Genomic DNA, 23,942 nt, shown 5'->3' with positions numbered 1-23,942 from the left:
TTACCTATATATCATAGCATAAATTTTAAACGCTTATGTCTTTAATACTACCGCAAAATAGTGAAGAAACCAACAAATGGAAAAGTAATTTTTAAGTCCACGGAAATGATATAAAAAAGAAAGGGTTGAGAGGATAATGGGTAAAAAAGATAAAAAACAATTCTCTGATTTTTCTAATGTACGGGACCAAAAAAATTATCTAATACCAGAGGAATTTCCAGAAGGAGCATTTGGTTCCACCGTCAACAAGGATGAAGTAATCCATAGTAAATCAACACCGTGGGAGAATGGGCAGCGAAGATTAAGTGCATTTGTATATCCATATAAACAGTTACACGAAGATCTTCCTAGGCAAATAGAAGGATCACACCCTATTCATGATCACCCTGACGATGTCAATCCTGAACAAGAGGAGTGATCCTTTTCCTTATGGACAGGCCATTTATTTCTATTCATTAGTATAGTAAAATGGCCTGTCCTATGTATTAATCCTTTTTCTGAAGGACAAAGTATGCACAGCCGAAGTTACAGTATTCATATAGGTAATCGTCTAACGCACTGATTTTAGAGTCCTCGGAAGCCTTTGAATTATGGTTATGATAAAAACCTTTTAAGCGGAGTTGATCATAACCCCAATCTCCAACAATAAAATCATACTTTTTCAAGATGTCAGAATACCGATCTTCTAGTGCTTTTTGTTGAAATCCATCTTTTACATTTTCAATTAACTCGTAATTTTTTCCAAATAGTTCGATCAAGTAAACTCACCCCTCATGCATTGTATATAGTTTACCATACTTTTACTAGTTACATCTATTCTGTTTTTTATTGCATGAATTCTTATATTTACAACAAACTATGATTAGTTCTACTTGTAACGAATAGGAGGTATTAGACATGTTACGTTTATTAAGCATCTTAGCACTAGGAATTATCCTAACGGCTTGTGCACATACGGATAACTCTTCTGGTGAACGAGAGCAAATGTTAGATGAATTAGATCCCAACAGGGAAAACAAAACCCAAAACACGTCAAATGCTAATGATAAATTAGGCTATGTTAATTATACTAGGGATCAATTGAATATGGATACTGAAGAAGACCATATTGCAACGATTAATCGTGCACAAATGGCTGATATGATAGCCAGATTTATTCTTAGAAATGAAGCATTTAACCGAGTAGCTACTTTAGTAACAGATGAAGAGGTATTAATTGCATATGATCATGACGAAGGAATGGACCGAGCAATCGCAGCTGATATCGCGAGTAAAACAGCTATATCTATTCTTCCTGGTTTCTATGATGTGTATGTGTCTGATAATCAGGCACTAATCCAAGATATCCAAAGCCTGCATAATTCTTCTACGCAGAATAAAAACTATGATAACACCATTGATCAAATTATTACACAAATGGAAAAGTCACCACAAGGGAGACAAGATAGTGAGGAGACAACGGACTAACTAATCGTTAGTCCAATTCCTGTTCCAAAAAGAGGTGAAGAAATGAAAAATAAAACATACTATCCTGTCTTACTACTTTTTACTATCCTTTGTATTCTTCCAGCATCTGTTTTGGCTGATGAAAAAAAAGAGGAAACCATCTATGACCAGCGATTGGCTTTATATAAAAAAACTGAAACCATTACAGAAATACCATGGTATTTTATTGCTGCTGTAGACCAATATGAAAGGCAAATACACAAGGATATTGAGGAAGACCAAGTAATCTCTATAAGAATACCTGATGAAATATGGTATGGAGCTGGGAATAATTCCACGGACATCAATACCATTCAATTATTTCAGGGAATTGGTAAGGATGGAAATGGAGATCATAAGGCTGACCCTACTAATGGCGAAGATATTCTATATACAATGGCTTCCTATATTAAAAAATATGGTTATACAGAAGAGGATTTTAAAATTGCCTTATGGAATTATTATAATAGAGATTTAACGGTACAAACGATTAAGAATACAGCCAAAGTATTCAAAAAGTTTAATGGTATCCATCTTACTGACCGAGATTTTCCCGTTGCCACTAATTATAATTACAGTTACCGGAATACATGGGGAGATCGCAGAGGGTTTGGTGGAAATCGAATACATGAAGGTACAGATATATTCGCTGACTATGGAACACCTGTCCATTCCACTACGTATGGTGTTGTAGAGTTGAAGGGATGGAATTTATATGGTGGATGGAGAATTGGCATCCGAGATATTTTTAATATCTATCATTATTATGCCCATTTAAGCGGATATGAAGAAGAGCTTAAAGTTGGACAGATTGTTAAGCCTGGTGATGTAATAGGAAGCGTTGGATCAACAGGGTATGGACCTCCTGGCACATCTGGAAAATTCCCACCGCATTTGCATTATGGAATGTACAAAGATAATGGATATAGTGAGTGGTCCTTTGATCCTTATCCATATTTACGAAAATGGGAAAGAATGGCAAAGAATAAATAATAGTTAAAAAGTCCAAGGTAACCATTTCTAAACAACTAACTGGCAGTATGAAAAAGGAAGAGGCTGGGACAAAAGAATTTATCTTAAAGGAAAAACCAAATGATGAGCAATGTCCACGCTCCGGAGCTAGTATTGTATATCATTAGGTTTTACATTTAATTCTTTTAAGTTATGTCCCAGCCTTTTCCCTAAACACTTATTTCACATTATTTTGCTTGCTTCGCTGTTTTTACTGCCCACCAAATACTCGTTGCTAAACCTCCCCAAACAATGACAATAGATAGTATCATAAAAATAATCCAACTCATCTTATTGTGCCTCCTTTTTGAGAGATTCTTCTTCTACTGAGGGCTTTTTCCACTTCGTTATGGCCAGTATAATACCAATTACTAATGCCCCAATTGCTACGGCCCAACCACCCCAAAGGATGAATGCATTGGAATAACCTTCATAGTTGCCGGTAGGAGTATCGAATTCTCTTAATAAATTCTGCTTTAATAACCTAACCATCATAAAACCTAATACTAATGGTGTAATAATAGTTAGACTTATCGTCCACCAAGAGCCCAGCTTTATGTCAGAAATATCGTTTGCATGTTCTTTTATGCCTTTCAGTTGTCTTAGGATCCATGCAATTAACACCACTTCTACTAAACCAATTAAGGCAACACCAAATTGATTAATAAAGTAATCTGCAGCGTCTAGGAAATATAGCCCACCTTGTGTAGCAAATAGAAGAGAAATCAGTGCTGCTAATCCACCACCAAATGCCACTGCTTTCGTTCTCGATATTTTAAATTTATCAACTAATCCAGCTACATAAGTTTCGGTAATGGAGATTAATGATGATAAACCTGCTAATACAAGTGATGCAAAGAATAAGAATCCAAAAAGCGAATTCAGTCCAGGGAATTGGTTGATAATTTCAGGAAATACAACAAACGCTAACCCAATTCCAGCCGTTACCACCTCATCCACTCCTACTCCTTGTTGTGCTGCCATAAATCCAAGTATTCCAAATACACCAATACCAGCAAGAATTTCAAAACTAGAGTTACCAAATCCTGTGATAAATGCATTATTGGTTATATCTGATTTCTTTGGTAAATAACTTGAATAGGTAATCATGATCGCAAAGGCTATCGATAAACTAAAGAATATTTGCCCGTAGGCCGCTACCCATACATCTGCACTCATAATCTTACTAAAATCTGGTGTAAAGAACGCTTCTAATCCATCTAAAGCACCAGGTAGAGTAATTGCCCGAATAACGATAATTAGAAAGATAACAATCAATGCTGGAATAAAAATACGGTTAGCAATTTCAATACCTTTTTTAACACCTTTAAAAAGAATTCCTAATGTGATTACCCAAACAAGTAGCAATGGAATTAATACACCAGGGACCATACTACCTATTTCACCAGGTTCAACCGTACGCTTTAGGTATTCTCCCATTAAGAATCCACCTGTATCCTCCCCCCAATTTAAATTGAAAGAGAATACTGAATAAGACATTGCCCAGGCAATAATAACAGAATAGTATGTGGAGATTACAAAGGCAACTAAGACAGCCCACCAACCAATAACTTCTGTTTTCTTATTCATTCTTCTAAACGATAATGGAGCAGATCCACGATGTTTATGGCCAATTGTGAATTCCATAATAAGGATTGGAATCCCAGCAGTTAATAACGCAAACAAGTAAGGAATTAAGAAAGCTCCTCCACCATTTTCATAGGCTACAGCAGGGAAACGCCAAATGTTTCCTAGACCAATAGCAGATCCAACTGCAGCCAAAATAAACCCAGCTCTTGTCCCCCATTGAGAACGTGTTTCCATTCAAAGACCTCCTCATGTTATTTTTTCTCATTACACTATGTAAAGTGTTAATAAGTCAGGTGAATAGCTATTCTTATCATTTCAGTTGTGTTAGTTTTCTGAAATTACTGAACTTGTCTGTATTATAACGGTACTTTTTACTTATGTCAAAGTATTTTTTAAATTTTTTGTTTATTGAAAATTTGGGAATTTATGGATGAAAAAAGAGTTTAACTCTACCGTAAATAACACTACAAGAGGCCGGGACAAAGAATTTATCTTAAAGGAAAAACCGAATGATGAGCAAGGACCCCGCTCCAGAAATATACTTGCGGTTGCTTCCAGTACAGGGGCGACATCTGCTCGATAGAAACATCACAGCGTCTACCTTGCCGCCGGGCGGCTGCCTTAGCCTCCTCGTGCTACTTCTTTAGAGGTCTCAACCTTGCCCTATCCTGCCGCAGGAGTCTACGTATATTTCCGGAGCTAGTATCGCGTATCATTCGGTTTTACATTTAATTCTTTTCGTTATGTCCCAGGATTATGTGTCATTATAAAAGATAGTGTTAAACTCTAGATTATTTCTCGATTACATTATAATTACTGCTTCTTATTAAGTGTATGAACGATTAATCCTATTAGAATAATGATAACAATCGTAGCTAATAGTCCTACTAAAAGACTACCTGTTACCCCAATTAAGATATAACCGATAATGGAAGCGACCGCTACAATACATGCATATGGTAGTTGCGTAATCACGTGATCAATATGATTAGCGCCTGCTCCAGTTGAAGAAAGAACCGTTGTATCCGATATTGGTGAAACATGATCTCCAAATACTGCCCCAGCCAGCACTGCAGCTAATGATGGGATAATTAACTCCGTATCTGCAATGGCCATGACATTAGCGGCGATTGGCAGCATAATTCCGAATGTTCCCCAAGAAGTACCAGTGGACAACGCCATCAGACCTGAAATAACAAAGAAAATGACTGGTAAAATACTAGGACTAATACTAGCATTTTCGGCTACAGTTGCTAGAAATTCACCTGTTTCTAAAGTTGAAATAATCGAACCAATCATCCACGCTAATAATAGAATATAGATAGCTGGAAGCATTGCTTTAATCCCTTCGACTAATACAATCCCCGTCTTCGCCTCTTGTTTTCCCTGACCTAGATATAATAGACATGCAACGAGTACTGCAGCAATTCCACCAATAAATAAGGAGAAGTTAACATTCGTATTCTCAAAAATAGAAAGTAATGTGACCGTATCACCACTTCCTCTTGCTCCAGTTATTATCATGGAGCTTATCGTCGTAACTAATAAAACAATGATCGGAATTAATAAATGATAGACACTTCCCTTTTCACTTGGCTTGAATGCATTCGTTAAATCTCCTGGAACAGTTTTACCTTTAGGAATAACTTCACCAGTTGTTATGGCATGATTTTCGTGCTTTTTCATGGGTCCAATATTTAAGTTAAAGAAGGCCGTTATAAAGACAAGTAATAATGCACCAATTGCATAAAGATTATATGGAATCATTCTTATGAAAGCCTCTAATGGCTGTAATCCTGTCATCACTACTAATCCACCAACAACACCAATTAGATAAGCTCCCCAGCTAGAAATCGGTGATATAACTGTGATGGGTGCTGAAGTTGAATCGATATAATATGCTAGTTTTGCTCGAGAAATATTATGTCTATCTGTTAAAGGTCTTGCAATCTGTCCTACAGCTAAGGCATTAAAATAATCATCGATAAATATAATAATACCTAAAATCGGAGCCATAAGCTGTGCGCCTCTTCGTGTCTTAATTCTAGCCATCATCCAATTACCAAAGGCTCTACTGCCTCCTGATGCTTGTAGTAAAGCAGTCATCATTCCTAATAAGAGTAAGAATCCTATTAACTGAAGACCACCAGTATTAAGTGCTCCATCCGAGATGACTATCCCATAAAAAGCACTCCAGATTTCCTTTATACTACCCCACACATGAAAATCGTGAATCAATAATGCTCCTACTGCAATTCCTACTCCTAATGATATTAGTACCTTTCTAGTTAATAAAACTAAAACAAGCATGATAATTGCGGGAATAAGAGAATAAATTGTTCCTTCCATATTACTACCTCCATTGATGTAATTAGTATGTGCTGTGTGACCATGGAGATACGCTTGACAAAATTTCTTTTTCTACACAAAAAAGCAATGATAGAAAATAACCTATCATTGCTTATGCATATACGTTATCCTCCATTTCGATCTGTAGTTCTCCATGCCCATTTCCAGCATGACAGTGTGCCTCTTATTCAAAGACACCCCAGCAATAATAAGTTCGACCCTTATTACGCTTCGGCAAACGAGCCTTTCATCAATAATCATCGTTGTCATTCTCCTATTGATTACTCATCTTGTTCGCACCTCTACCTCACCGATCTGATAAGGTTTATTATGAAATTATGAATATACTATACTATGATTTTATTCATCTTGCAAGTCTTCTTTCGGAACTGCGATAGATGGATTCCCACTTGTACCTCCAAAAAATTCTGGTACTTCTCCCATTACTAAGTTTTTGTCAATCAATATTCTAGTACTTACTTTTGTCACTTCCGTTGTAAATGGTATAACAATTTGGACATCTGCCTCTACCTGAACATAGAGTGAAACAAAGACATTATTAATCCCTAACTGTTCTTTTTCCTCTATTAATTCTGTCTCAACACTACCTACTAGCTCTAAGTTAACCGGTAACCTTGGACCTAGATTAGCTAAAATAGAATTCCCAGTTGCTTGGCCGATTGGTATTTCGATAACAGTTGGATCACGATCAACTAGTTCTTCCACCGTGTTCCCATACACGTCTGGTTCTCCAAGAGGGTCGCTATATTGGGGAGGAGTTCCTCGATTCATACTATGAAAAAACTCTTCCACACGGTCTGTTGCAGCTCGATTGATCTTATTAACAACAGAGGAATCCCAACCGACTATCGAAATATAACCAGCCTCATTTTTTTCTGTTATAGCCACATCTTCAAACGTATATTCTTCAGCAAACTTTACAGCTGAGTTAATTCCTCTAGTAGCAAATTCCCTTGTTTTTGTCTCTGCAACTTCCATGATGGTCGGGGTTATCTTCTTATCAATAAATTCTAAGCTAAAATACGTTATCACAATAACTAATATAAATGAAACCATTAATATATATCGCGATGGAGGTGTTGTTCTTCCACCTTTAAAACCGATTCGATGCCTTCTCATAAAAATACCTCCTCAGTACAAATCTATGCTTGTTCTAAGGAGGGTAGGACAAAAATTTTAGACCAGGTTACATTTGGTAATCATAACATTCAGTAGCTTCGATAAATCAATCGTGTAAGGTTCAACCTCTCGCTCCTCTTCTTTCAGAATTCTAATGACAGGTCGATCACAAATATGTTTGTTCTGATGAACAACAACACCTTGTCGTTTATCATTTAATTCAACTGAAATTCCATTAGGATAAACAGCTACACTGTTTTTGAAGGCCTCAATAATTCGAATATCGAATTGATTAATGGCACTACTGTATAGGAGCTCAAGCCCCTCATGAGGAAGCATGGCCTTTCGATATACTCGATTACTTGTAACTGCATCAAAGACATCTGCTGCACCAATAATTTGTGCAAACAAATGAATTTCATTGCCTTTTAATCCACGTGGATATCCACTACCATCTATTCTTTCATGGTGCTGGTATGCACAATGTGCCACAACAGCGGAATAATTATAATTCTTTCTTAATAGCTCATACCCTAGCGTAGTATGGGTTTTCATGATGGCAAACTCTTCATCTGTAAGTCGTTCTGGCTTTTGGACAATATCAGGATCAATGAACACCTTTCCAATATCGTGAAGCATTGCCCCTTTACCAAGTTCACTTAACTCTTTTGCATTTAACTTTAACTCAGCACCAATTGCTAAGGAATAGATAGTAACATTTAAAGAATGTTGGAAAACATAGTCATCCGTTAGATAAATATCCGTTAACAGTGTAATCGATTCATCATGACTATCTATTTCAGCCATTATTCTACCAATTATATCCGTTAGATTCTTCCCCTCTTCATCTAACACAGAGGAATTTTTGTTTAGTTTATGTGCTTGAATACTACCAAAAAGCCTTTTCATAGAAGATGTAGCATCCTGTCGAAGTCGTTCCGATATCACTGGCTCAATCACAATATCTTTTGTTCTTTCATCTTCAATATAAACATATGTTATTCCTTGTTCCCCTAACCGCTCAATAAGCCTCTTTGTAAGTGGGACTCCATTATGGAGTAAAATGGTACCATTATCACGATATATCGTTTGTCCCAGAATATCTCCTGGTTGAGCTGATGCTGTAGCGACTAATCTCATTCATGTACTCCTAACCAGCCTTTGGTAAAAGCGGCATTTTTCGACATTATTATAACCATATAGTATCAAATCTGCTTTGAAAAAGCTATCTTAAGAATGAACATCTGTCTGCAGTTTCCTAGATATTTTACTAAAAAAAAATGCCTCACAACGGAGACATTTTACGCTATTCGTTTTAAGGCTTCTTTTCCACTCATTCCTACTTTCCAGCCAAATTGCTCTTTTGAAGCTTCGGTAACTTTTTCAAGAGGAGCCTCTAATAAATCTTCAATGGTACGTACTCCTACTGCTCTTGCAGCAATCACTTGACGATCTTTTAATTTTTCACTTAATAAATCTACATCCAGTGCCCCACACATGATATACCCAATTTCATTGGTTATCATTAACAGATTTGTTTTAGGAAGTTCCACCTTAATTGCAGTGAACATAATGCCGTTTACTTCAAGAGGATTTATCGTAATCATCCATGACGCCTCCTTTGCATGCTCCATATATTACTATGCAAATAGGAGGTCATGTGTCACGACTTTAACCCCGGAGCATATGAGCCCAAACCCGGTTTAACTATCAAAAATGCTCCATAAGCGTGTCTCTTAGATAATCTCTCATAAACTTTGGTAGCATATAGGATTTCTTATCTGATTTCGCAACTTCAGGTAATAATCGACCAAATGTAAAGGTATCAGCTACTACCACACTAAAGTTACGTTCAATATCGACTGGTTCCTCTCCCATAAGCACTTGGACTACATATTCCTGTCCATTCTGATGAAAGGCCGTCTCAACCTCTATCCCTGAGAAAACCATTCTTCCTAATACTTTCCCCCGGAAGCCAAACCCTTTTAAGGGAAACTCCATAAACTCTCTTGTAAGGGATGCTCGAACAACTTCAAGCAGCTCAGCACCAGTAAGTTCTACTATACAAGGATTAATGGGATGCGGGCATACTCGATGAATATCTCCAAGTGTTATTTCACCCTTTGGAAAACCTTCTAATAATAATCCAGTATTAAACATCGCACAATCGGCTTCCGTTATGTTCCTAATTTTATTCGTTAGAAGCTGCATAATTTCTGACTGCTGATACCAGTTAACCTCAATAGATTCTGTAAGTTCAACCACTTTTTCATCTAGAATCCGATCTGCTCGTGCTTGTAGATTATCTAATGTCTCTTTTGTAGCTTTATCAATAGAGAATTCCGAAATATCGGTTGTATGGGCTTGCTTGTTAATAAGCTTTTGCTGCTCATGATCCCAGGTCAACATTACCTCACCGATATAATGACAATGTTTCCCTGCTGCCGTAATTATTGCTTGATTAACCGCCTCACCAGTACGGAGCAGATGATGCGTATGGCCGCCCATGATGACATCAATATCCGGAAATCTTCTAGCGATTTCTTGATCCTCACTAATACCTAAGTGTGACAATAACACAATTATATCTGTCTTTTCTTTCAGCACATGAACCATAGTCTCTAACACGTCATATGGGTCAGAAACATGCCATCCTAATAACTCATAATAATCATTAAAAGGTGCCGTAAGCCCTATCACACCTATCCTCACACCGTGTAGGCTTTTTATAATTGCGGTGGATTGAAGCCAATCTGGTAATTGGTTTTGTAAACTCTCTAAATTAGCACAAACAACAGGAAAAGTTGCGTCATCATACAGATGAAACAACTCCTCATGCCCAAATGTTATCCCCTCATTGTTACCAATTGTTACCAAATCATAACCAAGATCATTTAATAATGATACATTTCCTTTCCCCAATAACGCTTCCGAAATCGGATGGACCCTATCCACATGATCTCCAATATCCACTAGCCAATATGATTCATTATTTCTTTCTCTTTTTGCTTTTGCTTCCTTCATAAAGGTTGCAACTCTAGGCCACTGTTCAAAATTACTATGTAAGTCATTTGTGTAATAGAAATATAAATTCTCTTGCATAAAAAATCTCCTTAACCTGTTAACCCATTTATAATCATGCGTATACCAATTAGCACTAATGTTATTCTTAAAATCCACTCCAATGTCTTACCTTTTAATATTTGGCTTACCTTAGCCCCCAGCTTGCCACCAATCCATGCTCCAGGGATGAAGAATAGTACATATTCCCAGACAATATGCCCGAGAGCAATATGTGTCGTAGCACCAATAATACTTACAAAAAAGATCATAAACATTGATGTAGCTGTTGCGATGTGTACTGGAAATCCGAATAGTAAAATCATCGCTGGGACCATAATCGATCCCCCACCTATTCCAAACAATCCAGACAATGTACCAACAATTAAAGAAAGGAAAAAAGCAAACCAAGTAGAAACAGTATAGTGATAAACCTTTCCATCAACATGAAATGTCCGTTGATTCTTGCCATTGGATACCGTTCTATTGTGTGGCTGTTGCTTTATAAAAAACAACATGGAAATCCCTATCACTAATACGCCAAAATACAATAAAAATGCTTCAGTCTCCATAAATTGATTCAGCCAAGATCCTAATATACTACCTGGAATACTTCCGAATAAGAAAAGTAATCCGGTTTTATAATCTACTCTACCATCTTTCAGATAAGCAAGTGTCGACGCTAAAGAAGTAAATATCATTGTGATTAAAGAAATACCAACTATTGCCTGTGGTGTTGCCCATTCAAATCCTGATACAAACTGGTAAAGCAGGATGAGAATTGGGATTAATATTACACCACCACCAAGCCCAACTAGACTACCAACAAATGCTGTTAAAATGCCAACTATTATACAAATTAAAAATACCAAATTAAAAACCTCTGTCCTTTATTCCTCTATAATGTTCATTTTAGCATTGTTTTGTAAAGATTCCTACCGAACTATTTAATGAAATCTTTACGATTGAATAACGGTCAGGTGCAATTGGATGCAGCAGATTATCTTATGATTACGAACATGTAGCTTCATATAGAAAAATAGAAGACGAACTTATATCGTTCGTCTTCTATACGCAAAGATAATTTCAAGGTCGGCACAAAGCAGGCACAACCGAATTGTTAGTAATTACTGCCTTAAACAGCACTACATAAATATTTTAAAGGTATTAACCGATTGAGCCTTCCATCTCGAATTTAATTAAACGGTTCATTTCTACCGCATATTCCATTGGAAGTTCTTTTGTAAATGGTTCAATGAAGCCCATTACGATCATTTCAGTAGCTTCTTCCTCGGTTAAACCTCTACTCATTAAGTAGAATAGTTGTTCTTCCGATACTTTAGAAACTTTTGCTTCGTGTTCAAGTGAGATATTATCATTTAAAATCTCATTGTAAGGAATCGTATCTGAAGTTGATTCATTATCAAGGATAAGGGTATCACACTCAATATTCGCACGTGCACCATCTGCTTTACGTCCAAAGTGAACGATACCACGGTAAGATACTTTACCACCTTGCTTAGAGAATGACTTCGACACAATTGTAGAAGATGTGTTTGGTGCTAAATGATGCATTTTTGCACCTGCATCTTGTACTTGCCCTTTACCTGCAATAGCAATAGAAATCGTGTTACCACGAGCCCCTTCACCTTTAAGAAGAACTGCAGGATATTTCATCGTTAATTTGGAACCGATATTACCATCAATCCATTCCATAGTTGCATTAGCGTCGCAAACAGCACGCTTTGTAACTAGATTATACACGTTATTTGCCCAGTTTTGGATGGTTGTATAACGGCAATACGCATCTTTCTTAACAATAATTTCAACAACCGCACTATGAAGTGAGTTGGTTGTATACACTGGAGCTGTACATCCTTCTACATAATGAACAGATGCACCTTCATCCACGATAATTAATGTTCTTTCAAACTGTCCCATATTTTCAGAGTTAATACGGAAATATGCTTGAAGTGGCGTATTTGTTTTTACACCTTTTGGAACATAAATAAATGATCCACCAGACCATACTGCAGAGTTTAACGCTGCAAATTTATTATCAGAATAAGGAATTACGGTACCAAAGTACTCCTTAAATAACTCTTCGTTTTCTTTAAGAGCCGTATCTGTATCTTTAAATACAATTCCTAACTCTTCTAAGTCCTCTTTTAAGCTATGGTATACAACTTCTGACTCATATTGAGCAGACACCCCTGCCAAGTATTTTTGCTCTGCTTCTGGTATACCTAAACGGTCGAATGTTTGCTTGATTTCAGCAGGTACCTCATCCCAAGTTCTACCTTGTTTTTCAGATGGCTTTACATAATAAACAATCTCATCGAAATCAAGTCCTGATAGATCTCCACCCCATTGTGGCATTGGACGCTCATAGAAATGCTCTAATGCTTTTAGGCGATAATCTAGCATCCATTCAGGTTCTTCTTTCATTTTAGAAATTTCTTCCACGACTCTTCGTGTTAAACCACGTTCTGTACGGAAAATGGAAACGTCTTTATCACGAAAGCCATATTTATACTCTTCTATTTCAGGCGCTTTCTTTGCCATTATAAACCCTCCTTATAGTATCGTACGTAATGCTAGTCTTTTTCATGAACTCCTTTTTCCATTGCTTTCCATGCTAGGGTTGCACATTTAATTCGGGCTGGGAACTGTGATACACCGCTAAGTGCCTGTGCATCTCCTAAGTCCAAATCCGACTCAATTTCTTCCCCAAGCATCATGTCAGAAAAGAGCTTAGACATTGCCAATGCTTCAGATACTTTCTTTCCTTTAATTACTTGTGTCATCATCGATGCAGAGGACATACTGATGGAACACCCTTCTCCTTGGAACATCGCGTCCATTACGATTCCATCTTCTACTTGAAGCTGAAGTTGAATTCGATCTCCACAAGTAGGGTTGTTCATATCCACCGTTAGTGCATCACCCTCGAGTTCTCCTCGGTTTCTTGGATTTTTATAATGATCCATGATGACTTGTCTGTACAGTGTTTCCAAATTGTTAAAAGACATGACCGAAAAACTCCTTCGTCTTCAAGAGTCCGTCTACTAATTTTTCTACATCTTCTTCGGTATTATATAGATAAAAGCTTGCTCTTGCTGTTGCTGTAACATTTAACCACTTCATTAATGGTTGGGCACAATGATGTCCCGCTCGAACAGCAATACCAAAGGAATCTAATGCAGTTGCTACATCATGTGGATGAACATCTCCAAGATTAAATGTTACAAGAGCAGCTCGGTGTTCTGGTCCATATACTTTAATTCCTTCAACAGTACGTAATCGGTCCATGACATAATCCGCTAACTTTTGCTCATGTGCTAATATATTATCCATGCCTACTTCTTCTAAAAAGTCGATCGCAGTAGCTAGACCAATAGCACCGCCAATAATTGGTGTACCACCTTCAAATTTCCAAGGAAGCTCTTTCCAAGTGGAATCTTGGAGGGAAACAAAATCAATCATTTCGCCTCCAAATTCAACTGGTTCCATTTCTTCTAATAACTCTCTTTTTCCATAAAGTACACCAATACCAGTTGGTGCAAGCATTTTATGTCCAGAAAAAGCATAGAAGTCACAGTCCAAATCTTGAACATCCACTTTCATATGTGGAATACCTTGTGCACCATCTACTACTAGAATAGCACCCTTTTCATGCGCAATTTTAGCAATTTCTTTAATCGGGTTTATTGTACCCAATACATTGGAAACATGTGCAATTGCTACAATCTTCGTGTTATCCGTAATTAATTGCCGATAATCTTCTAACGCTACTGTACCATCATCCTGTAATGGAACATAGGATAATGTCGCTCCAGTTGCTTTTGCTGCTTGTTGCCAAGGATTAATATTACTATGATGCTCCATAGGCGTAATTAGAATCTCATCACCTGGTTTTAAGTTAGCTCGCCCATAGCTTAAGGCAACTGAATTAATCCCAGTAGTAGTACCACGATTAAAAATAATTTCTCCAGTACTTCTTGCATTAATGAATCTCCGAACCTTTTCTCGTGCACCTTCATATTGATCCGTAGCACGAGAACCAAGCGTATGAACACCTCGGTGGACATTAGCATTATCAAAACGATAGTACTTCTCAACAGCTTCAATAACAGAGATTGGCTTTTGAGAAGTAGCAGAAGAATCCAGATAAACTAATGGATGGCCATTGACTTCCTGATCAAGAATCGGAAACATTTGTCTGATGGCTTTTATATCCATTAGTTAACTTTCCTTTCAATTACTTGTTTCAATTGCTTCTTAACTGCAGCAATAGGTAATTGAGATACTACTGGATCTAAGAATCCATGAATAATTAAACGCTCTGCTTCTTCTTGTGTAATACCACGGCTCATCAAGTAATACAATTGCATTGGATCAACACGTCCTACAGATGCGGCGTGTCCTGCTGTTACATCATCTTCATCAATAAGTAGAATTGGGTTAGCATCTCCACGGGCTTTTTCACTTAACATAAGGACACGAGAGGTTTGCTCATTATTCGCACCAGATGCACCGTGCTCAATTTTCCCAATTGCATTAAATATTGAAGTTGCACTTTCTTTCATAACACCGCGTTGCAGGATTTGTGCGTCCGAATTTTTACCCCATTGGGCAATTTTTGCAGTAAAGTTTTGAATCTGTTTTCCACGTCCAACTGTTACAGCATTTGCATTGGAAACGGAGCCATCACCAATTAGGTGTGTCACATTCTCCGATACAGTATTACCATCGTTCATTTGGCCAAGAGCCCAGTCGATAGTTGCGTGACGGTAAGCGACACCACGACGATTAATATAAGTAGTGGTTCCTGCAGCAAAGTTATCCACCGCACCGAAAGATATCTTCGCATTATCTAGTGCAATTACTTCCGTTACAATATTAGCTACAGTTGCTTCTTCTTTGTTATTTGAAATATAGTTTTCCACATACGTTACTTCACTATTTTCATCTGCAACTACTAGTACATGGTTTACAAGTGCTACTTCTGGATCCTCTTGCCAGAATACCGCTTGAAGTGGTTCTTCAATTTGTACGTTCTTCGGAACATATACAAAGATTCCACCATTCATTAACGCTGCATGTAAAGCAGTTAATTTATGTTCATCAATGGATACGGCATCTTTCATGTAATACCGTTTCACTAAATCCTCATGCTCTTTTAAAGCCGTGAAAATATCAGTGAAAATAACACCTTTACTCATTAAGTCTTCATTAAGTTTAGCGAAAGCTACAGTATGATTACGTTGAATAACAAGATTCTCTGGTAAGTTATCCACATCAAAGAAATCTTGAATTTCTGCAGGTAATTCTGTTAATGAAGAAATGGTTTCACCTGTAGCGACATGCTTGAAACGAGTGAAATTCCAATTACCAATTTTTGTTTTATCTGGTTTTGGTAATTCTAACGATTCAGCTTGTTCTAGTGCATTGACACGTAATTCTTTCATCCATACAGGTTCATTACGTTCGCTAGAAAACTGTTCAATATAACTTTTATCATAAGGTAGCTTTGTGTCTACAGTCATATTACCCCTCCTAACTATTAAGCGTTTTGTCCAACTGTTTCGTCTTCGATACCTAATTCTTCTTTAATCCAGTCATATCCTTCTGCTTCTAGACGTTGAGCTAATTCAGGACCACCAGATTTCACAACGCGACCTTGCATCATCACGTGTACAAAGTCTGGAGTAATATAATTTAATAGACGTTGGTAGTGTGTAATGATTAAGCAACCGAAGTTTTCGCCGCGCATTTTGTTAATACCCTTTGAAACTACTTTCAATGCATCAATATCCAGACCAGAGTCAATTTCATCAAGAATTGCAATGTCAGGCTTGATTTGCATTAATTGAAGGATTTCATTACGCTTCTTCTCTCCACCAGAGAATCCTTCGTTTAAGTATCTTGTTGCCATGCTTTGATCGATTTCTAGGAAATCAAGGTCTTTATCTAGATCCTTAATGAATTTCATTAAAGGAATTTCATCGCCTTCTTCTCGACGAGCATTGATTGCAGAACGCAAGAAATCAGAAGTCGTTACACCACTAATTTCACTAGGATATTGCATTGCTAAAAATAGACCTGCACGTGCACGCTCATCTACTTCCATTTCTAATACGTCTTCGCCATTTAATAGAACTGACCCTTCAGTAATTTCATACTTCGGATGTCCCATAATTGCAGATGCAAGAGTTGATTTACCTGTTCCGTTCGGTCCCATTATTGCATGGAATTCTCCGCCTTTAATTGTTAAATCAACGCCTTTTAATATCTCTTTACCTTCAATTGAAACATGAAGATTTTTAATTTCTAATGTAGATCCTGCCATATCGATACCTCCATATATTGTTATCTTATTTGGATATGATAAATAATGATATCCATTCTCAATTTATTCTCATTACAATCTTATAGCATTTCGAATTGATTATCAACTTTTTTAGGTTGTATAAATCGAATGATATTTTAATTGTTTTTCACTATGTTTTGTATTGATTTATAAGGTATTGCGAGTCCCCTTAACAGTCCGAATCGTCTAATACTTTCCTAATAGTAAGAAGTGACCTAAGCTAAACCTATCCTCCTTCCTACAGAAGATGCATAGGGAAGATGTTACTATGCAAAAGAGATGCCTCCTAAAAGCACTCTTATTGACCACTCCATCCGACATCTCCACATAGAAGGTAGAACGGTTGAACAAACAAATATAGCTTCGATTCCTATATAGTCCAAGTTACAGCAATTCCGACAAAAAAACTGAGGATATTCATTTGAACATCCTCAGCATCATTCACATTATTTAAAAAGATTACTATCAATTTCCGCCAATAGCTGCTTGCATTGGTTGTATTCTTCTTGTCTTTTCTTTTCAACTTGCATTCGATTGTCTAAGTTTCGACAGTATTCAGCGTACCCCATTTGATGTGATGCTTGCAATGCTTTTTCCATTTCAGAGGTATAGTTCATTTTTATCTCACTAGAAATAGTGAATCATCCCTTTTGTTTTGTATTTGACATGTTAATTTTAACACGCCAAATATATGACACCAAGTCGTGTTGAATTTCGAAAATGGATGAATTATACTATTTATCCTCATTAAAACGATATAGTATTATTTTCTACAAACATTTAACCAATTTCTTTAGATTGCTTCGTCTTCCTTTTATCATTTATAGGAGTCAATATCAAAACAAGGTTCTCGACCTTCCCTTATACATTAACATCCTATTTCATATCGAAATATGCATCCAAAATACGTTCACCAATGATAGCATTAACGTGCTCTCCCTGTCCTGCATGTGGTACTACAATAGCTAATGCTACTTCTGGATTCTCCATTGGTGCATAGCTAATTAGGGTAAGGTTTTCGGTATAATCTCCTTCAAACTCATTCTCTGCTGTGCCTGTCTTACCTACCGCATTGTACTTCTTATCATGAAACTCAGCAAAAGCAGTTCCATGGGGTTCTTGAAATACTCGGCGAAATCCTTCTTGAACACGTTTAATATTTACGAGGTCCATTTCAATCCGATTAATTGCTTCAGTATTCATATTCTTATATACTGACCCGATGGTTTCGTCTGAGGTATTCGGGTTTCGAACTTCTTTTAGGAAGTGGGGCTTAACTCGTAAGCCATCGTTTGCAATGGTAGAGACATACTGGGCAAGCTGCATAGTTGTATAGGTATCATATTGTCCAATAGCGAAATCCATAAGATTTCCTGCTACAGGATCTGTCCCCTTATAACCAGTCGCCTCATTTGGGAAATCAACTCCTGTCTCAACACCTAACCCAAATTGATAGAAATAATTACGCATCTCTTGAAACGCATCCATATTAAATGTAACCGGCATATTATATTGGTAGTTATATTCTCCACCCATCCGTAATGCAATATTAAACATATAAATATTAGATGATTCCTTTAGCGCATCTATTTCATTTAGCCAGCCTAGAGTGCTATTCGTGTAGGAGCTTTTTTCTGGGGTCCCTTTAATTTTCATAGGTTTATCATAAAACGTTTCACCTTGTACAACAACACCGGATTGTAATCCTGCTAATACGGTGGCTCCCTTTACCGCTGAGCCCGGAATATGCTGCTCATAGATAGTTTTGTATGCTACATTCTCAAATGTATCTTTTTCTCGATTATAGTGCTGACCAGAAACAGCTAATAATTCTCCTGTTTTAGGTTCGATGACCACCGCTAATGCCTCTGTCATATGCCGGTTATCGTGCGGGTATTTCTTAATAATCTTTCTTAATTCTTCTATTATAATCCTATCCACGGTCTGCTGTAATTCCATATCAATGGATAAGATTAAATCTTTTCCGCGTTGCCCTTCAACCACAACCTTTGTCTCTATAATATCACCTTGTCTATTTGTCTTATATCCAATTTGTTGTTTTCTTCCTCGAAGAATTGATTCATATTGTTGTTCTAATCCACTCTTTCCAACTCGATCATTAAAACTATACCCAAGTGATAAAAAATATTCTTTTTTATCAGCTGGAATACCTTCTCGATGGGATGTAACTGTTCCTAGTAAGCTTTTAATTGTAGAACCATAGGGGTATGTTCGATTCCAATCTAACTCAACATTAACACCTGGAACCATAGCCATATTTTCCGCTACTTTTGCATACTCTTCTTTTGTTACACCTTCACTTTTGATAATGTGACGATTCAATTCCATCGCTTTATCTAGCTCTTTTTTTATTCTAATAATTTCTTTGTCTTTAATCGTAAAACTACTAATATCTTCTTCCGTAATCAATTCCAATGTGGCATTATACTGTTCCCCGTTGTCCATATTAGCTCGCTTTTTTACAGATAAGCGATTGGTCGCTTTCTCTTTATTTAAAAGGTACCAATACTCTTTTAAATCCCGTTCTGTTAACTCTTTATCAAAATACATTTCGGGATTCTCTCCTTTTGGAACAACATTTATTAATTCGGATAAATTTTTTGCGACCAATAACCGTTGTTCTGCTGTGGTGCCTTTAGCTGGTGTGTAGGTAATTGCCTTAGACGGTTGATTGTCTGCGATTACGTGATAATTTCTATCATAAATTTTACCTCTGGGAGTTGGTACCTTTATCGTTTCTAGATTGGTTCGCTCTATATCAGCCCGAAATTCCTTTCCATTTAAAATTTGAATAACACCTAATTGGATAATTAATACGGAAAAAAGGATAAAGATAATAAGAAAAAGGATATTAAGTCGAGTTAGAAAGTTTGATTGTTTTTTCTTTTCCATTTTCCCCCAACTTTCCTCATTTACTGCCGGTAGAATTCAAAAATATCTCTTACCTTAGAAATTGTGTAGCTACTTCCGCCTCTTTGTTTTACATCCTCTATCATCATGGTTAAAAGAAGTTCAGGATTATCAGAATTAAATCCTATGAACCATCCATTTTCTGTTCCGTTTTGATCATCCTTACTAGATTTAATTTCAGCTGTCCCTGTTTTACCAGCAATGGACATACCTGGAATGAATACACCATGCGCAGTTCCAGCTGGATCTTCTACTACTTGAATCAAGTACTTATTTAAATTCTTAACGATATCAGGTTTAATCAAATTCTTCTTCCACACCTGTCGTTTCCCTTCTCCTATGATAAATGGATATAATACATTGCCATTATTCGAAAATGCCGTATAAATTGCCGCAAGATGGATTGGGCTCATCATCACTTCTCCTTGACCATATGCAGTATCCGCCAATTGAATCTCGCTCTTAATTCCATCGTTGGAGAGAGTAGAAGGCGAAATAGGAAAAGAAAACTCTATTTCCTCCTCAAATCCAAACATATTTGCTTCTTTTAAAAACGCATCTGTTCCCAACTCTAGAGCTTCTTGAGCAAAATAAATATTATCAGAGAATACAAAGGCATCTTTTAAATCTACTGATGACTTTTCATGAACACGTGTTACATAATAATCGCCCCACGACTCATCTTTTGCCCAGTGTAGTCCTTCAATCCGTCTAACTCCATCATAGCTAGTTACTCCTGTTTTTAAGCCTATTGCAGCAGTTATGGTTTTAAATACTGATCCTGGTGTATATCGATTTGTAAAACGATTTAAAAACGGGCTATCTGGGTTCTCGCTCCATTCTTTCCATTGCTCTTTAGATAGTCCTCGAACAAATGCATTCGGATCAAATGAAGGCGTGCTAACTAATGATAAGACAGACCCAGTATTAGGATTAAGTGCTACTGCAGTACCTGCATCTCCAGAAAGCTGTTGGTATATTTCCGCTTGTAAAATCGCGTCAATTGTCAATTGGATGTTCTTACCAGGTACTGGTTCTAATTTAGCTAGCGTTTCCTTGAAGCTTCCATCAGCATTTTTAATAAAAATATGTCCTCCATTATTCCCTCGTAACTCCTCTTCAAAAATAAATTCCAGTCCTATCTGACCTAAGAAATCCCCCGCAGTATAGCCATCATCTTGAAGTTCCGAAAGCTGTTCTGCATTGATTTCACGTACATACCCGGTTAAATGAGCGGCTGCTTCACCAAAAGGATAGGTTCGTACCACTTTTTCTTGAATAGCCACACCTGGAACTGCTAGATATTCCTGCAAGTCTTGTTCACCTATTGGAAGTGTACGAATAGGGACAAATAATTCGGGTTTCACCCAGGAAGCATTTAGTTCACCATCAATCTCCTCAACAGAAACATCTAGTAAATTAGCTAGTCTTTTTTTAGATTCATCTGGATTCTCGCCAAGTTTGCTAGGTACAATGCCAATAACATTTGCTTTAGCGTTGATAGCTAGACCACTTCCATGTCTGTCTCTAATCTCCCCTCGTGCTGCTTTTAACATTTGTACCGAAACCTGTTCTCCCTCCTCCATAGATGGAAAAATGAGTGATGGTTCCCAATCGATATACCAGCCTTTTCCTCTATCATTTTCTTCGTTCACTAATGTTGCTTTGTTTGTAAATTCAATTGGACCTGCTAATGTCTCCATGGATACCCTAAAGTCGAAAGTAATAGAATCTTGCTCGGGCATCTCTTTTTCCTTCTTCTCAATCAAACTTTCAACCTGTAGACTACTCACATTCATCCCTGAATAGATATTTTCATAGCGTTCTATAAACTTCTGTTTATCTATCGCTTCCATAGATTGTTTGGAAAGATATCCATACATAGCTTCAAAATCCATTTCTTCCCAACTTGAGAGATAAGAAGCGAAGACATCTTCAGGGTAATTATCCTCAGAACATCCTGTACTAGTTACAATTAATCCAATTAGTATTAAAACGATCCAGCACTTCCTCAAGTCACCAAACTCCTTTATCGTATAATTTTCACAAGATTACATCCGTAGTATTATACTACAAGTGTAGTCTGTGAATGTCAATTTCTTTCTCCACCAAAGTCTAATGACAACATAATATTTATGTGATTGCTAATGCGTGAGCGAAGTGCTACTATTTATGTATTACAAATGAAATCTCAAGAAATGGAGACGATTGCTTTGTTCCTTACTCAACTAACCATATGCCTCATCGTTTCTTCTTTTACCGTGGCTATAATATTGACCATTAAAAAAGTATTTCGAAATCAATTATCCGCAAAATGGCAATACAATATTTGGTTATTCATGTTGTTAGCGATGCTACTACCATTTAGCCCAAGTCACCTTCTTGATTTTGGTGAGAAATTTATTACCTTAGATTGGGATCAACGTGAAGATATAAATACTACTTCCATGCATTCCGAAGATGAGCGATTACAAGAGAATGAAAATTGGATACAGGACTTTACGATTTCTGTCAACCGTAGAGCACCAGAGACTCTAAATATAATAATCGGGAGTATATGGATAGCTGGCACGCTTGTTTCGACTATACTAGTGTCTATGGCATGGTTTCATTTAAGGAAAATAAAACGAAGTGTCTCTATTTTAAACAACAAGGAATATATGAAAATATTTGAGCAATCCAAGCAAACTTTAAATATTTCGAGGCAACTAATTGTAGGAGAATCCCAACTAATAACATCTCCGATGACCTTTGGATTATTCAAGACCTATGTCGTGTTACCGTCACATTTTGATGAATATCTCTCTAGGAGAGATATTTACTATATTTTTTTACATGAGCTGAACCATTATAAATCTAAAGATATTCTCTCCAATTACTGCATGATTTTTTTCCAAACTCTTTATTGGTTTAACCCGCTTGTTTGGTATGCATTTAAACAGATGAGATTAGATAGGGAAATCGCTTGTGATATAGCGGTATTGAAATCAGTAGGTCATGTCCGCTACTCAGATTATGGAAAAACCATTCTACATTTTATGGACCAATCCTCCAAGCGTAATTCTGTCCAATTTGTAACAGAACTGAATGGATCTAAAAAACAGCTAAAAAAACGTATTGAAAAAATTGCATCTTTCAATGGTGAGCCCAAACTTTTACAATTGAAAAGTATAGCCGTATCTATATTGGTCGGAGCAATAATCTTGTGTCAAGTACCATTTATTTCTGCCATGACCATTGACGAAAATCAATACCACTTTGAAAACAAACAAACTGAGTATATCGATTTAGAAAACTATTTTACAGGTTATAGAGGAAGCTTTGTATTATATGATAGTCAAGCGAGGCAATTCAAAATTTATAACAAAGAACTAAGTACTACGAGAATTTCTCCAGATTCTACTTATAAGATTTATAGTGCCTTATTAGGTCTGGAGGCTAATGTAATATCGCCAAATGATACATTTATAAAATGGGATGGTACGAAATATAGTTATAACGCATGGAATCAGAATCAGGATTTGTCAACCGCAATGGCAAACTCAGTTAATTGGTACTTCCAAACTATAGATAGAGAAGTTCAACAAGATGTGATTCAAGCATTTATTGAACAAATAGATTATGGTAATCAAAATCTGTCTAGCCGTTCAGAACCATTCTGGTTAGAGTCATCGTTAAAAATATCTCCAGTAGAACAGGTAAAATTATTAGATGCCTTTTACAACAACCGCCATGGATTTATTGAGGAAAACATCCAAACCGTTAAGTCTGCAATAAAATTAGAGGAGAAAGAAGGTGTTTCCCTCTATGGAAAAACAGGTACTGGGAAAGTAAATGGTAAAAATATTAATGGTTGGTTTATTGGATTTGTGGAAACAAAAAATAACACTTATTTTTTCGCAACAAATATTCAACGTGATGACAATACTCTCGGAAGTACGGCAGCAGCTATCACATTATCTATTTTGAATGATTTTGGCATTTACAAATAAGTATATTGACT

At 36.8% G+C, this 23,942-nt stretch carries 22 protein-coding genes and 1 riboswitch; of the genes, 5 read left to right on the top strand and 17 right to left on the bottom strand.

The window, feature by feature from the left end:
• Nucleotides 1-136: 136 nt before the first annotated feature.
• A complete protein-coding gene (locus tag KGF86_RS18405) occupies nucleotides 137-418 on the top strand; it encodes a hypothetical protein (protein ID WP_186870924.1) in 282 nt (93 codons plus the stop codon).
• Nucleotides 419-485: 67 nt separating this feature from the next.
• Here the strand turns inward: KGF86_RS18405 and KGF86_RS18400 are convergent, their stop codons facing one another.
• Nucleotides 486-758, bottom strand: a complete 273-nt coding sequence (locus KGF86_RS18400; RefSeq protein ID WP_186870925.1) for a YutD family protein — start codon at nucleotides 756-758, stop codon at nucleotides 486-488.
• Nucleotides 759-897: 139 nt separating this feature from the next.
• Between KGF86_RS18400 and KGF86_RS18395 the strand changes: the two genes are divergently transcribed.
• Both KGF86_RS18395 and KGF86_RS18390 read left to right on the top strand, forming a co-directional pair.
• Nucleotides 898-1,467 (top strand): YhcN/YlaJ family sporulation lipoprotein, encoded by a 570-nt coding sequence (locus tag KGF86_RS18395; protein ID WP_186870926.1) that lies wholly within the window; start codon nucleotides 898-900, stop codon nucleotides 1,465-1,467.
• A gap of 42 nt (nucleotides 1,468-1,509) precedes the next feature.
• Nucleotides 1,510-2,478 carry a M23 family metallopeptidase gene (locus KGF86_RS18390; RefSeq protein WP_211742662.1) on the top strand — a complete coding sequence of 323 codons (969 nt, stop codon included), beginning with the start codon at nucleotides 1,510-1,512 and terminating at the stop codon, nucleotides 2,476-2,478.
• A 206-nt stretch (nucleotides 2,479-2,684) separates the two neighbouring features.
• Here the strand turns inward: KGF86_RS18390 and KGF86_RS18385 are convergent, their stop codons facing one another.
• Both KGF86_RS18385 and KGF86_RS18380 read right to left on the bottom strand, forming a co-directional pair.
• On the bottom strand, nucleotides 2,685-2,786 hold the full coding sequence (locus KGF86_RS18385) for a MetS family NSS transporter small subunit (RefSeq protein WP_186870928.1): 102 nt from the start codon (nucleotides 2,784-2,786) through the stop codon (nucleotides 2,685-2,687).
• A gap of 1 nt (nucleotide 2,787) precedes the next feature.
• Nucleotides 2,788-4,320, bottom strand: a complete 1,533-nt coding sequence (locus KGF86_RS18380) for a sodium-dependent transporter (protein ID WP_186870929.1) — start codon at nucleotides 4,318-4,320, stop codon at nucleotides 2,788-2,790.
• A 196-nt stretch (nucleotides 4,321-4,516) separates the two neighbouring features.
• Between KGF86_RS18380 and KGF86_RS18375 the strand changes: the two genes are divergently transcribed.
• The gene (locus KGF86_RS18375; RefSeq protein WP_186870930.1) at nucleotides 4,517-4,669 is read left to right on the top strand and encodes a hypothetical protein; all 153 of its coding nucleotides are present in this window, start codon (nucleotides 4,517-4,519) and stop codon (nucleotides 4,667-4,669) included.
• Nucleotides 4,670-4,899: 230 nt separating this feature from the next.
• Here KGF86_RS18375 and KGF86_RS18370 read toward each other — a convergent pair whose 3' ends face one another.
• The 14 genes from KGF86_RS18370 to KGF86_RS18305 all read right to left on the bottom strand — a co-directional run bounded on the left by KGF86_RS18370 (nucleotide 4,900) and on the right by KGF86_RS18305 (nucleotide 21,954).
• Nucleotides 4,900-6,435, bottom strand: coding sequence for a Na+/H+ antiporter NhaC family protein (locus KGF86_RS18370; RefSeq protein WP_186870931.1), 1,536 nt, complete (start codon nucleotides 6,433-6,435; stop codon nucleotides 4,900-4,902).
• Between the two features lie 137 nt (nucleotides 6,436-6,572).
• A riboswitch (Lysine riboswitch) is annotated at nucleotides 6,573-6,748 on the bottom strand.
• Nucleotides 6,749-6,795: 47 nt separating this feature from the next.
• On the bottom strand, nucleotides 6,796-7,575 hold the full coding sequence (gene yunB, locus KGF86_RS18365) for a sporulation protein YunB (protein WP_186870932.1): 780 nt from the start codon (nucleotides 7,573-7,575) through the stop codon (nucleotides 6,796-6,798).
• Nucleotides 7,576-7,632: 57 nt separating this feature from the next.
• The gene (locus KGF86_RS18360) at nucleotides 7,633-8,715 is read right to left on the bottom strand and encodes an HD-GYP domain-containing protein (RefSeq protein WP_186870933.1); all 1,083 of its coding nucleotides are present in this window, start codon (nucleotides 8,713-8,715) and stop codon (nucleotides 7,633-7,635) included.
• A gap of 161 nt (nucleotides 8,716-8,876) precedes the next feature.
• Nucleotides 8,877-9,182: a YunC family protein gene (locus KGF86_RS18355; RefSeq protein WP_186870934.1), complete on the bottom strand. Its 306-nt coding sequence runs from the start codon at nucleotides 9,180-9,182 to the stop codon at nucleotides 8,877-8,879.
• Nucleotides 9,183-9,285: 103 nt separating this feature from the next.
• Complete coding sequence (locus KGF86_RS18350) at nucleotides 9,286-10,677, bottom strand: bifunctional metallophosphatase/5'-nucleotidase (RefSeq protein ID WP_186870935.1); 1,392 nt, start codon at nucleotides 10,675-10,677, stop codon at nucleotides 9,286-9,288.
• 11 nt (nucleotides 10,678-10,688) lie between these two features.
• Entirely contained in the window at nucleotides 10,689-11,507 is an 819-nt protein-coding gene (locus KGF86_RS18345) for a sulfite exporter TauE/SafE family protein (RefSeq protein ID WP_211742661.1), read from the bottom strand.
• A gap of 295 nt (nucleotides 11,508-11,802) precedes the next feature.
• On the bottom strand, nucleotides 11,803-13,200 hold the full coding sequence (sufB, locus tag KGF86_RS18340) for a Fe-S cluster assembly protein SufB (RefSeq protein ID WP_186870937.1): 1,398 nt from the start codon (nucleotides 13,198-13,200) through the stop codon (nucleotides 11,803-11,805).
• A 32-nt stretch (nucleotides 13,201-13,232) separates the two neighbouring features.
• Entirely contained in the window at nucleotides 13,233-13,667 is a 435-nt protein-coding gene (sufU, locus tag KGF86_RS18335; protein WP_186870938.1) for a Fe-S cluster assembly sulfur transfer protein SufU, read from the bottom strand.
• A complete protein-coding gene (locus tag KGF86_RS18330; protein WP_211742660.1) occupies nucleotides 13,657-14,877 on the bottom strand; it encodes a cysteine desulfurase in 1,221 nt (406 codons plus the stop codon). The genes sufU and KGF86_RS18330 overlap by 11 nt, the downstream gene beginning before the upstream one ends.
• Nucleotides 14,877-16,184 carry a Fe-S cluster assembly protein SufD gene (gene sufD / locus KGF86_RS18325; RefSeq protein WP_211742659.1) on the bottom strand — a complete coding sequence of 436 codons (1,308 nt, stop codon included), beginning with the start codon at nucleotides 16,182-16,184 and terminating at the stop codon, nucleotides 14,877-14,879. The genes KGF86_RS18330 and sufD overlap by 1 nt, the downstream gene beginning before the upstream one ends.
• A 17-nt stretch (nucleotides 16,185-16,201) precedes the next feature.
• Complete coding sequence (gene sufC / locus KGF86_RS18320) at nucleotides 16,202-16,987, bottom strand: Fe-S cluster assembly ATPase SufC (RefSeq protein WP_186870941.1); 786 nt, start codon at nucleotides 16,985-16,987, stop codon at nucleotides 16,202-16,204.
• 467 nt (nucleotides 16,988-17,454) lie between these two features.
• Nucleotides 17,455-17,625, bottom strand: coding sequence for a YuzK family famiily protein (locus KGF86_RS18315; protein WP_186870942.1), 171 nt, complete (start codon nucleotides 17,623-17,625; stop codon nucleotides 17,455-17,457).
• A gap of 259 nt (nucleotides 17,626-17,884) precedes the next feature.
• A complete protein-coding gene (locus tag KGF86_RS18310; RefSeq protein WP_211742658.1) occupies nucleotides 17,885-19,921 on the bottom strand; it encodes a peptidoglycan D,D-transpeptidase FtsI family protein in 2,037 nt (678 codons plus the stop codon).
• A gap of 20 nt (nucleotides 19,922-19,941) precedes the next feature.
• The gene (locus KGF86_RS18305; RefSeq protein ID WP_211742657.1) at nucleotides 19,942-21,954 is read right to left on the bottom strand and encodes a penicillin-binding transpeptidase domain-containing protein; all 2,013 of its coding nucleotides are present in this window, start codon (nucleotides 21,952-21,954) and stop codon (nucleotides 19,942-19,944) included.
• A 132-nt stretch (nucleotides 21,955-22,086) separates the two neighbouring features.
• Between KGF86_RS18305 and KGF86_RS18300 the strand changes: the two genes are divergently transcribed.
• A complete protein-coding gene (locus KGF86_RS18300) occupies nucleotides 22,087-23,931 on the top strand; it encodes a BlaR1 family beta-lactam sensor/signal transducer (RefSeq protein WP_343221485.1) in 1,845 nt (614 codons plus the stop codon).
• Nucleotides 23,932-23,942: the final 11 nt, after the last annotated feature.

It is taken from the genome of Ornithinibacillus massiliensis (assembly GCF_018310345.1).
Classification (GTDB): Bacteria; Bacillota; Bacilli; order Bacillales; family Amphibacillaceae; genus Ornithinibacillus; species Ornithinibacillus massiliensis.
Note: the sequence above shows the minus strand (reverse complement) of the source record. Positions and strands in the feature narration are given on the sequence as shown.

Bases quoted from the DNA above. Each gene is read 5' to 3' on its own strand.
- KGF86_RS18390 (WP_211742662.1), top strand. From the start codon at position 1,510: ATGAAAAATAAAACATACTATCCTGTCTTACTACTTTTTACTATCCTT.
- yunB (WP_186870932.1), bottom strand. From the start codon at position 7,575: ATGAGAAGGCATCGAATCGGTTTTAAAGGTGGAAGAACAACACCTCCA.
- KGF86_RS18300 (WP_343221485.1), top strand. From the start codon at position 22,087: ATGCGTGAGCGAAGTGCTACTATTTATGTATTACAAATGAAATCTCAA.
- KGF86_RS18405 (WP_186870924.1), top strand. From the start codon at position 137: ATGGGTAAAAAAGATAAAAAACAATTCTCTGATTTTTCTAATGTACGG.
- sufB (WP_186870937.1), bottom strand. From the start codon at position 13,200: ATGGCAAAGAAAGCGCCTGAAATAGAAGAGTATAAATATGGCTTTCGT.
- KGF86_RS18310 (WP_211742658.1), bottom strand. From the start codon at position 19,921: ATGGAAAAGAAAAAACAATCAAACTTTCTAACTCGACTTAATATCCTT.
- KGF86_RS18355 (WP_186870934.1), bottom strand. From the start codon at position 9,182: ATGATTACGATAAATCCTCTTGAAGTAAACGGCATTATGTTCACTGCA.
- KGF86_RS18350 (WP_186870935.1), bottom strand. From the start codon at position 10,677: ATGCAAGAGAATTTATATTTCTATTACACAAATGACTTACATAGTAAT.
- sufC (WP_186870941.1), bottom strand. From the start codon at position 16,987: ATGGCAGGATCTACATTAGAAATTAAAAATCTTCATGTTTCAATTGAA.
- KGF86_RS18395 (WP_186870926.1), top strand. From the start codon at position 898: ATGTTACGTTTATTAAGCATCTTAGCACTAGGAATTATCCTAACGGCT.
- KGF86_RS18385 (WP_186870928.1), bottom strand. From the start codon at position 2,786: ATGAGTTGGATTATTTTTATGATACTATCTATTGTCATTGTTTGGGGA.
- sufD (WP_211742659.1), bottom strand. From the start codon at position 16,184: ATGACTGTAGACACAAAGCTACCTTATGATAAAAGTTATATTGAACAG.
- KGF86_RS18330 (WP_211742660.1), bottom strand. From the start codon at position 14,877: ATGGATATAAAAGCCATCAGACAAATGTTTCCGATTCTTGATCAGGAA.
- KGF86_RS18380 (WP_186870929.1), bottom strand. From the start codon at position 4,320: ATGGAAACACGTTCTCAATGGGGGACAAGAGCTGGGTTTATTTTGGCT.
- KGF86_RS18375 (WP_186870930.1), top strand. From the start codon at position 4,517: ATGAAAAAAGAGTTTAACTCTACCGTAAATAACACTACAAGAGGCCGG.
- KGF86_RS18370 (WP_186870931.1), bottom strand. From the start codon at position 6,435: ATGGAAGGAACAATTTATTCTCTTATTCCCGCAATTATCATGCTTGTT.
- KGF86_RS18360 (WP_186870933.1), bottom strand. From the start codon at position 8,715: ATGAGATTAGTCGCTACAGCATCAGCTCAACCAGGAGATATTCTGGGA.
- sufU (WP_186870938.1), bottom strand. From the start codon at position 13,667: ATGTCTTTTAACAATTTGGAAACACTGTACAGACAAGTCATCATGGAT.
- KGF86_RS18315 (WP_186870942.1), bottom strand. From the start codon at position 17,625: ATGAACTATACCTCTGAAATGGAAAAAGCATTGCAAGCATCACATCAA.